The 9,094-nt window shown below is 71.2% G+C and carries 5 protein-coding genes and 1 pseudogene; 3 read left to right on the forward strand and 3 right to left on the reverse strand.

Features of this window, described 5'->3' with window-relative positions:
- Positions 1 to 80: 80 nt before the first annotated feature.
- A complete protein-coding gene (locus LADH09A_RS31455; protein WP_238649299.1) occupies positions 81 to 1,016 on the reverse strand; it encodes a carbohydrate kinase family protein in 936 nt (311 codons plus the stop codon).
- A gap of 105 nt (positions 1,017 to 1,121) precedes the next feature.
- Positions 1,122 to 2,354, reverse strand: coding sequence for an XdhC family protein (locus tag LADH09A_RS31460; RefSeq protein ID WP_372492394.1), 1,233 nt, complete (start codon positions 2,352 to 2,354; stop codon positions 1,122 to 1,124).
- A gap of 335 nt (positions 2,355 to 2,689) precedes the next feature.
- Here LADH09A_RS31460 and LADH09A_RS31465 point away from each other — a divergent pair, with 335 nt between their 5' ends.
- Positions 2,690 to 3,793, forward strand: a complete 1,104-nt coding sequence (locus LADH09A_RS31465) for a lytic polysaccharide monooxygenase (protein ID WP_238649300.1) — start codon at positions 2,690 to 2,692, stop codon at positions 3,791 to 3,793.
- 132 nt (positions 3,794 to 3,925) lie between these two features.
- On the opposite strand, the gene asnB is transcribed toward LADH09A_RS31465, so the two are convergent.
- On the reverse strand, positions 3,926 to 5,887 hold the full coding sequence (asnB, locus tag LADH09A_RS31470) for an asparagine synthase (glutamine-hydrolyzing) (RefSeq protein ID WP_088951893.1): 1,962 nt from the start codon (positions 5,885 to 5,887) through the stop codon (positions 3,926 to 3,928).
- Between the two features lie 133 nt (positions 5,888 to 6,020).
- Between asnB and LADH09A_RS31475 the strand changes: the two genes are divergently transcribed.
- Both LADH09A_RS31475 and LADH09A_RS31480 read left to right on the forward strand, forming a co-directional pair.
- Positions 6,021 to 7,502, forward strand: a complete 1,482-nt coding sequence (locus LADH09A_RS31475; protein ID WP_238649301.1) for an aminopeptidase P family protein — start codon at positions 6,021 to 6,023, stop codon at positions 7,500 to 7,502.
- Positions 7,503 to 8,328: 826 nt separating this feature from the next.
- Positions 8,329 to 9,094, forward strand: a pseudogene (locus LADH09A_RS31480) (right-handed parallel beta-helix repeat-containing protein); the annotation flags it as partial.

The following is a 9,094-nucleotide window of genomic DNA, read 5'->3' on the forward strand; positions in this document are numbered from 1 at the left end:
GTCCGTGGTCAGTACACCTAGGGCGTCAGGCGACGCCCGACAGCGAGGCCCAGGCGTAAAGCGGTGCTCGACGGCTGGGCCTACCCTGCGAAGCGGCGCTCGACGTCGGCGCGCGTCGGCATGGCGGTGGCACCCCCGGGTGACTCACAGACCAGGCCCGCCACCCGCAGCGCGAACGCGACCCGCTCGACCCAGCCTGCCGGGGAGTCCGGTTCGCCGTCGACGAGCAGGTCGGCGATCAGCGCGGCCATCACCGAGTCACCGGCACCGGTGGCGTCCACCGCGTCGACCTTGGGGGCCGGCACCCGCACCGGGTCGGCGTCGGCAGCGGCGAGCACCGCACCGGCCGCGCCGAGGGTCACCACCACCGTGGCCGCGCCCACCTCACGCAGGTACGCCGCCACCCCCTCGACCGGTTCACCCGGGTAGAGCAGCCCGGCGTCGGTGGCGCTCAGCTTGACCAGGTGCGCACCTGCGGCGAACTCGGCCACCACCTCTCGCAACCCTTGCAGCGCGGCCGGCCCGTCCAACAGCCGGGGACGCACGTTCGGGTCGAAGACCCGCAGACCGGTGGCGAGCGACCAGGCGCGTCGGGCGGCGGCGAGCGTGCGGGGTTGCAGCAACACGATGGAGCCGCTGTAGACCACGTCGGCGCCCTCCAGCAGCGCGAGGTCCAGGTCGTCGGGGCCGAGCAGACCGTAGGAGACCGGCTCGCCGTAGAAGCGGAAGTCGGGCTCCGGTCCGTCGTACGTGACCACCGCGAGAGTGGTCGGCGCCGGCACGGTGACCGCGCCGGCCACCCCGACATCGACCGCGCTCAGGAAGGCGCGGATCCGGCCGCCCAGCACGTCGTCGCCGAGCGAGCCGACGAACTGCGCCGCGCCGCCGAGGCGGGCCACGCCCACGGCGACGTTGAGCGGCCCGCCGCCGATCGCCTGCCGGTAGACGCGCTCCCCGTCGCGCTCGCTGTCGAGCAGGTCGACCAGCGCCTCGCCGAGCACCACCGCGTATCCCATGCCGATCCTCTCGTCGTCGCCAACCGCCACCGACCGTCGTCCGCCGCGCCGATCGCCGTGGCACCAGGCTGGCACAGCGGGCTACCTGCCGGGCGCCGAAGGCGGCTACCCCGGTCGGTGGATCGGCCCGTCGAGCGCCGCCAGGGGGCGGCCCGTGCCGCCCCACCGGGCCGCGACGATCTGCGCGGCCACACTCACCGCGGTCTCCTCCGGTGTACGACCACCGAGGTCCAGCCCGATCGGGGAGGCGAGCCGGGCGAGCTGCGCCTCGGTGAGCCCTGCCTCGCCCAGCAGCTTGAGCCGGTCGTCGTGGGTGCGCCGCGAGCCCATCGCGCCCACGTACGCCAGCGGGTGGCGCAACGCCACCTCCAGCAACGGCACGTCGAACCTCGGGTCGTGGGTGAGCACGCACACCGCTGTGCGTTCGTCGACCCGACCGGCGTCGGCCTCGGCACGCAGGTAGCGGTGCGGCCACTGCACCACCACCTCGTCCGCGTCGGGGAAGCGTCGCGCGGTGGTGAAGACCGGCCGGGCGTCGCAGACGGTGACCCGGTAGCCGAGGAACGCGCCGATCCGGGCGACGGCGGCGGCGAAGTCGATGGCCCCGAAGACGATCATCCGGGGCGGGGTGGCGTACGCCGTCACGAAGAGGCTGACGCCGGAGCCCCGGCGCTGCCCGGAGTATCCGTACCGGAGCATTCCGCTGCGCCCGGCGGCGAGCAGCCCGAGGGCGTCGGCGCTGGCGGCGTCGTCGAGCCGGTCGTCGCCGAGCGAGCCGATCACCCGCTGGTCGGTCAGCACCAGCCGCCGCCCCAACCGCCCGGCCGGGTCGGTCGACAGCGCGCCCGGCGCGTCGCCGAGCCCCGGCGGATCACCGACGTCGGCCGGTGCGGCGCCGACATCGGCTGGTGAGCCGCCGGCATCGGCCGCCACGCAGGTGACCACCGCCGCCGGTCGGGCGGCCCGGCGGGCGGCGGCGACCGCGTCCAACCCGGGCAGGGCGTCGGGGTCGACGCGCTCCACGAACACGTCGAGGGCACCGCCGCAGGTCAGGCCCACGGCGTACGCGTCGTCGTCGCTGACGCCGTACCGGATCAGCTCCGGTGCTCCGGTGACGAGCACCCGGCGGGCCCGTTCGTAGAGATCCGCCTCGACGCAGCCGCCGGACACGCTGCCGGTGACCGTGCCGTCGGCCGCGACGAGCATGGTCGCGCCGGGCGGCTGCGGCGCGGAGTGCCAGGTGGCCACGACCGTGGCCAGGGCGACCGTCTCGCCGGCGTGGCAACGGCGGCGCGCCTCGTCGAACACGTCCGGCACCCGCTGCCGCCTCTCCGTCACGTCGTTTCCGTACGCAGGATATGGCGTGTACCGACCGCTGACGGGTCTTTTGATCCATCGAGGAACGACTATTGCGTTGGGGCGGTGCGGCGTGATGGGATGACGCGTACCGGGCGGTGCGAGGGCTGCCGTGCCACCGGTTGCCGGGTTCGTCAGACGCGAGGGCAACGGTCCAGGACACGGACCGTCGACGGCGCACGTCCACCGGCCGATTCCCGCCGGGGCAGGTCGCCGTGACCCGTCGTACCGCGCACGTCAGCGGTGCGATCACGCCACATCCCACCCGATTTCGGCGGGGCGGCTTGGGCTGCGCGCCTCGCGAGTCAGGAGAACCCGTGAACCGTTCCCGTACGGCCGCACTGCTCACCGCGGCCCTGACCCTCGCGCTGGGCGCCGTCGCCCTGGCGTCCAGTCCACAGCCGGCCGCCGCGCACGGCGCGGCGATGACCCCGGGCAGCCGGACCTACCTGTGCTGGCAGGACGGCCGCAGCCAGACCGGTGAGATCAGGCCGAACAACCCCGCGTGCTCCGCCGCAGTGGCGCAGAGCGGCGCGAACTCGCTCTACAACTGGTTCAGCGTGCTGCGCTCCGACGCTGGCGGCCGGACCACCGGCTTCATCCCGGACGGGCAGCTGTGCAGCGGCGGCAGCACCGGTTTCCGTGGCTACGACCTGCCCCGCACCGACTGGCCGCTGACCCACCTGACCGCCGGGGCGCGGTTGGACTTCAAGTACAGCAACTGGGCGCACCACCCGGGCACGTTCTACTTCTACGTGACGAAGAACAGCTGGAGCCCGACCCGGGCCCTGGCCTGGAGTGACCTGGAGGAGCCGTTCCTGACGGTGACCAATCCTCCGCAGCGCGGCTCGGTCGGCAGCAACGAGGGGCACTACTACTTCAGCGGCAACCTGCCGTCGGGTAAGAGTGGCCGGCACATCATCTACTCCCGCTGGGTCCGCTCGGACTCGCAGGAGAACTTCTTCGGCTGCTCCGACGTGACCTTCGACGGCGGCAACGGCCAGGTCACCGGTGTGGGTCCGGGTGGCACGCCGACCGACCCGACCGACCCGCCGACGGACCCGCCGACCGACCCGACGGATCCGCCGACCGACCCGACCACCCCACCGCCGTCCGGCGGTGACTGCATGGCCACCTACAAGGTGAGCAGCGCCTGGCAGGGTGGCTTCCAGGGCGAGGTCACGATCATGAACCACGGCAGTACGCCGTTCAACGGCTGGACCGCGAGCTGGACCTGGCCCAACGGGCAGTCGATCAGTCAGATCTGGGGCGCGACACAGACGTCGTCGGGCTCGTCGGTGACGGCGTCGAACGTGGCCTACAACGGCACGGTCGCGCCGGAAGGCACCACGACGTTCGGCTTCCTGGCCAGCGCGTCAGGAACAAACGGGCTCCCCACAGTCACCTGCGCCCGCCGCTAACCACCACCTGAACCACCACCTGAACCACCCCCTGAAATGATCAAGAGGTTTGCGTCACCGGAACCCCTCCGGATGACGCAAACCTCTTGATCGACAGGGTTGGGCCGGGGTCAGCGGACCGTTGGGCCGGGGTCAGCGGACCATGGAGCCCACCACCGGCTTCGTGAGCAGGGCGGACTGGTTGCGCTGGATGCCCGGGTCGAGGGTCTTGGCCACGAAGATCGCGTGCCAGATGCAGAAGATCAACACCGTCCACACCTTGCGGGAGTGGTCGGCCTCCTCCCGCTTGTGCTCGTCGAGCAGCCGCAGCGCGTACGACAGGTCGAGCAGGTCGCCCGCGCCCGAGGTGCTGAGCACGTGCCGGGCCCACTCGTACATCTCGCCGCGCAGCCAGACCCGGGTGGGCGTCGGGAAGCCCAGCTTCTTGCGGTTGACGATGGCCGGCGGCACGACACCCTGCAACGCCTGGCGCATCGCGTACTTCGTCGCGTCGGAGCGCGGCGGCAGCTTCAGGTCCACCGGGATCTTCGCCGCGACGTCGAACACCTCGCGGTCCAGGAACGGCACCCGCACTTCCAGCGAGTGCGACATCGAGATCCGGTCGGCCTTGACCAGGATGTCGCCGCGCAGCCAGGTGTAGAGGTCGACGTACTGCATCTTGGTGACGTCGTCCAGCTCGGTGCACTCGGCGTAGATCGGGGCGGTGACGTCGGTGTAGCGCACCGAGGGGTCGTAGCGGCGCATCAGGTGCTGCTTCTCCTCCTCGGTGAACATCCGGGCGTTGCCGTAGTAGCGCTCCTCGATCGGGGTGGTGCCACGCTCCAGGAAGCTCTTGCCCTTGACGCCCTGCGGGATCGCCTTGGAGACCGCGCGCAGACCCTTCTGCACCCCCCCGGGCAGGCCGTTCACGGTGCCCAGCGACAGCGGCTCGCGGTAGATCGTGTAGCCGCCGAAGAACTCGTCGGCACCCTCACCGGAGAGCACCACCGTGACGTGCTCGGCGGCCTTCTTGGCCACGAAGTACAGCGGCACCAGCGCCGGGTCCGCCACCGGGTCGTCCAGATGCCAGACGATCTTCGGTAGCGCGTCGATCATGTCCTGCGGACCGATCTTGGTGGGGATGGTGGTGACGTCCAGGTGCCGCGCCGACTCCTGGGCGACGTCGATCTCCGAATATCCCGGTACGTCGTAGCCGACGGTGAAGGTGAGGATGTTCGGGTTGAACTCCCGGGCCAGCGCCACCACCGCGGTCGAGTCGATGCCGCTGGACAGGAACGAGCCGACCGGCACGTCGGAGCGCATGTGCATACGCACGCTCTCCCGCAGCGTCTCCCGGATCTCGTGGTAGAGCTTCTGCTCGTCGTCGACCGGCGCCGGCCGGAACACCGGCCGGTACCACCGGCGCACGTCGATGCGCCCACCCGGGGTCCAGTTCAGGTACTCCCCCGAGCCGATCCGGCTGATGCCCTTGTGCAGGGTGCCGGGCTCCGGAACGTACTGCAACGTCAGGTAGTGGCTCAGGTTGGCCGTGTCGACGCCCGCGTCGCCCTGGTAGTTGCTGTGCGCGAACGGCAGCAGCGCCTTCTTCTCCGACGCCAGGTAGAGGCCGTCGGCGGTCTCCAGGTAGTGCATGGGCTTGATGCCGAAGTAGTCGCGGGCACCGAACGCGCGCCGCTCCTGCCGGTCCCAGATGACGAAGGCGAACATGCCCCGCAGCCGGGTGAGCACCTGCTCGCCCCAGAAGTGGTAGCCCGCGACGATCACCTCGCCGTCGCCGGCGGTGGCGAACTGCGCGCCGAAGTTCCTGATCAACTCCTCGCGCAGCTCGATGTAGTTGTAGATCTCACCGTTGAAGGTGAGCAGGTAACGGCCGTTCGCGTAGGGCAGCGGCTCGTGGCTCGACGCGACGTCGATGATGGCCAGCCGCTTGTGGGCGAACACGCCGTCCGCGTACCGGCCGGAAGCGTCGCCGACCACCTCGACCCCGGTCTCGTCGGGGCCACGGTGGTGCAGGCATTCCAACGCTCCGGCGATGTGGTCGCGATGCGCGGCGGCATTACCGTTCGCGCTGAAGAAGGCCAGAAGTCCGCACATGGTGGTCATCTTTCCACGCGCGCTGTCGGCCCGTCGCAGCCGTCCGTCGATCCGCCCGACTCCCGGGGGCGTCAGCGCGAACCGGGCGGCGCGGTACCGTCGGGATCAGCAACGACGCGGAGGGAGCGGCTCAATGGCCGAGGGACAAACCGACGGTACGCCGACGGACGGCACGGAATCGCACGATCCGGACTTCCCGGAGGCGTTCCTGTCGTTCATGCGGCAGGGCTGGCGCGACACCGCGCTTCCCGTGTCGCCCCGGCCGGAGACGCCCAACTACGCCAAGAGGCGTGCCGCGCTCTCCGCGGCCTTCCCCGGTGAGACGCTGGTCATCCCCACCGGCACCGAGAAGGTCCGGGCCAACGACACCGACTACCCGTTCCGCCCGGGCAGTGACTTCGCCTACCTGACCGGCGACCACGACGCCGACAGCGTGCTGGTGCTGCGCCCGAACGGCTCGGGGCACGACGCGATGCTGTACATGCGGCCCCGGTCTTCCCGGGAGACCGACGAGTTCTTCCGCAGCCGCAACGGCGAGCTGTGGGTGGGCCGGCGGCACACGCTCAGCGAGAAGTCGACCGAGCTGGGCCTGCCCACCTCCGACCTGACCGGCCTGGAGGCGACGCTCGCCGACCTGGCGCCGGGGCGTACCCGGGTGTTGCGCGGCTTCGACGCCCAGGTGGACGCGGCCGTGCGCGCCTACGACGGCCCGCGCACCGACGGGCAGCCGGCTCGCGACCGGGAGCTGGCGATCGCCATCTCGGAGATGAAGCTGGTCAAGGACGAGTGGGAGATCGGCCAACTCCAGGACGCGATCGACGCCACCGTCCGCGGCTTCGAGGACGTGGCCCGGATCCTCCCGGCGGACCGCGCGGTCTCCGAGCGGCTCCTGGAGGGTGTCTTCGCGCTGCGGGCCCGGCACGACGGCAACGACATCGGCTACAGCTCGATCGTCGGTGCCGGCGAGCACGCCACGATCCTGCACTGGGTGCACAACCACGGCGCCACCCGGCCGGGTGACCTGCTGCTGATGGACATGGGTGTCGAGGGCAAGAACCTCTACACCGCGGACGTGACCCGGGTGCTGCCGGTGAGCGGGCGGTTCACCGCCCTGCAACGTCAGGTCTACGACATCGTGTACGCCTCACAGCAGGCCGGCATCGAGGCCATCCGCCCCGGGGTGAAGTTCAAGGACGTCCACCTGACCTGCATGCGGGTGCTCGCCGAGGGCCTGTCCGAGCTGGGTCTGCTGCCGGTGAGCGTGGACGAGGCGATGGACGAGAAGTCGACGGTCTACCGGCGGTGGACGCTGCACGGCTTCGGCCACATGCTCGGCATCGACGTGCACGACTGCGCGAACGCGCGCAAGGAGACGTACCGCGACGGCGCGCTGGGCGAGGGCTACGTGCTCACCGTCGAGCCGGGGCTGTACTTCCAGCCGGAGGACGAGCTGGTCCCCGCCGAGCTGCGCGGCGTCGGCATCCGGATCGAGGACGACGTGCTGGTCACCGCGACCGGCGCGGTGAACCTCTCGGCCGGGCTGCCCCGCACCTCCGACGAGGTGGAGACCTGGCTGGCCGCGCAGCGCGAGGCAGGTCCCCGCCTGCCCGGCTGACCGCCGCACCAGCCCCGCAGCCCGACCACCACACCGGCGCCGCCGCCAGCCGACCATCGGCCCGGCGGCGTCGGTGCGTCGTTGTCGACGACCACCGGCCCGACCCAGCGCCGGGGCGCCGGTGTCGACAGGACCACCGGCCCGACCCAGCGCCGGGGCGCCGGTGTCGACAGGAACACCGGCCCGACCCAGCGCCGGGGCACCGGTGTCGACAGGACCACCGGCCCGACCGAGCGCCGGTCCCGACGCCGCCCGGGCCACCGGCCGGCCCCAGACGGCGCCGCCGACCAAGACCGATCCCCGTGATCCACTCGGCTTCACGGAAACCGCGCCATCCAGACCCCCCGGACACCGCCCTTTTCCGAAACCCGAGTGGATCACGCCCTCGGCGCGCCCAACGGACTACACCAGGGGCCCGCCAGCACCCCCCAGCCAGCAGACCACCCCCGTGATCCACTCGGCTTCACGGAAACGCGCCATCCAGACCGCCGCGATACCGCCTTATCCGTGAACGCGAGTGGATCACGCCCTCGGCGCGGGCGGCGGGCGGCGCGCAGGCCGGCGGGCGGGCGATGCCCGGTCCCGCAATGGCTGCGATTCACCCGGCAGAGCCGGTGTTTGCGCTGCTCACACCCTTTCCACCAGCTCGGGCTGCTTGACCGGCGTCATCCAACCTGAGCCGAATGCGGGGTTATCTCGGATACGTCCGCATCGCGAAGATGGTTCTCATACGGTGGGGATCAGAGGCTGCAACCCATTTGTAGCTGGTCGTGGCGCCTCAGGCGGTGCGACCCCGTCTGGTAGTAGGAAAGGGCGGAAGGCTCTGATGTCCAACGACGTAACGAGTACCGACGGCGGTGCCTCGACAGCTCCGCCGACACGACGACGGCGGGCGCTGTGGGTCGCCGGCGTGGCCGGGTTGACCGGTGTGGTCGGTCTGGCGGCCCTCGGCGGCGTGGCCGCCAGGGATGACAAGCCCAAATCCGACCAGGTCTCCGACGCGCAGCCGTCGACCAACCGGCAGAACGTCAGCGACGCCGGAGGCGCGGACGAAGGTGGCGCCAAGGAGGCCGACGCTCGGGACGACGACGAGTGGAGCGGCGACGACTGGAGCGGCTTCGACGACCGGTCCGGCAAGGACGACAAACGCCAGGACGACAAGCGCCAGGACGACAAGCGCGACGAGAAGGACCGCACCAGGCAGGTCCCGTGTGACACGGACAAGCTGATCCAGGCCGTCACGTTCGCGAACAACGACGATGGTGGCGTACTGGAGTTGGCCAAGGGCTGCACCTACACCCTGACCCGCAACCAGGACGGCAACGGCCTGCCGGTGATCACCCAGCCCATCACCCTGAAGGGCGAGCACACGACCGTCGGTCGGGAGGCCACCGCCGACTACTTCCGCATCCTCAACGTCGGCCCCGGCGGGCACCTCACCCTCAAGGGTCTGAGCATCAGGGGTGGACAGACCCTTCAGTCCCCGATGACCGCCGACCCGGCGACGGTGTGGGCGCCGTACTCGGCCCTGGCCCGCTCCACCGCGACCGACCCGGCAGCGAAGCCCGCTGCGGCACCGGCGGCCAAGGCGG

Source organism: Micromonospora cabrerizensis (assembly GCF_022230955.1).
GTDB classification, from domain to species: domain Bacteria; phylum Actinomycetota; class Actinomycetes; order Mycobacteriales; family Micromonosporaceae; genus Micromonospora; species Micromonospora cabrerizensis.

Excerpts from the sequence above, each read along its gene's own strand:
- LADH09A_RS31455 (WP_238649299.1), bottom strand. The coding sequence starts at position 1,016 with ATGGGATACGCGGTGGTGCTCGGCGAGGCGCTGGTCGACCTGCTCGAC.
- asnB (WP_088951893.1), bottom strand. The coding sequence starts at position 5,887 with ATGTGCGGACTTCTGGCCTTCTTCAGCGCGAACGGTAATGCCGCCGCG.
- LADH09A_RS31475 (WP_238649301.1), top strand. The coding sequence starts at position 6,021 with ATGGCCGAGGGACAAACCGACGGTACGCCGACGGACGGCACGGAATCG.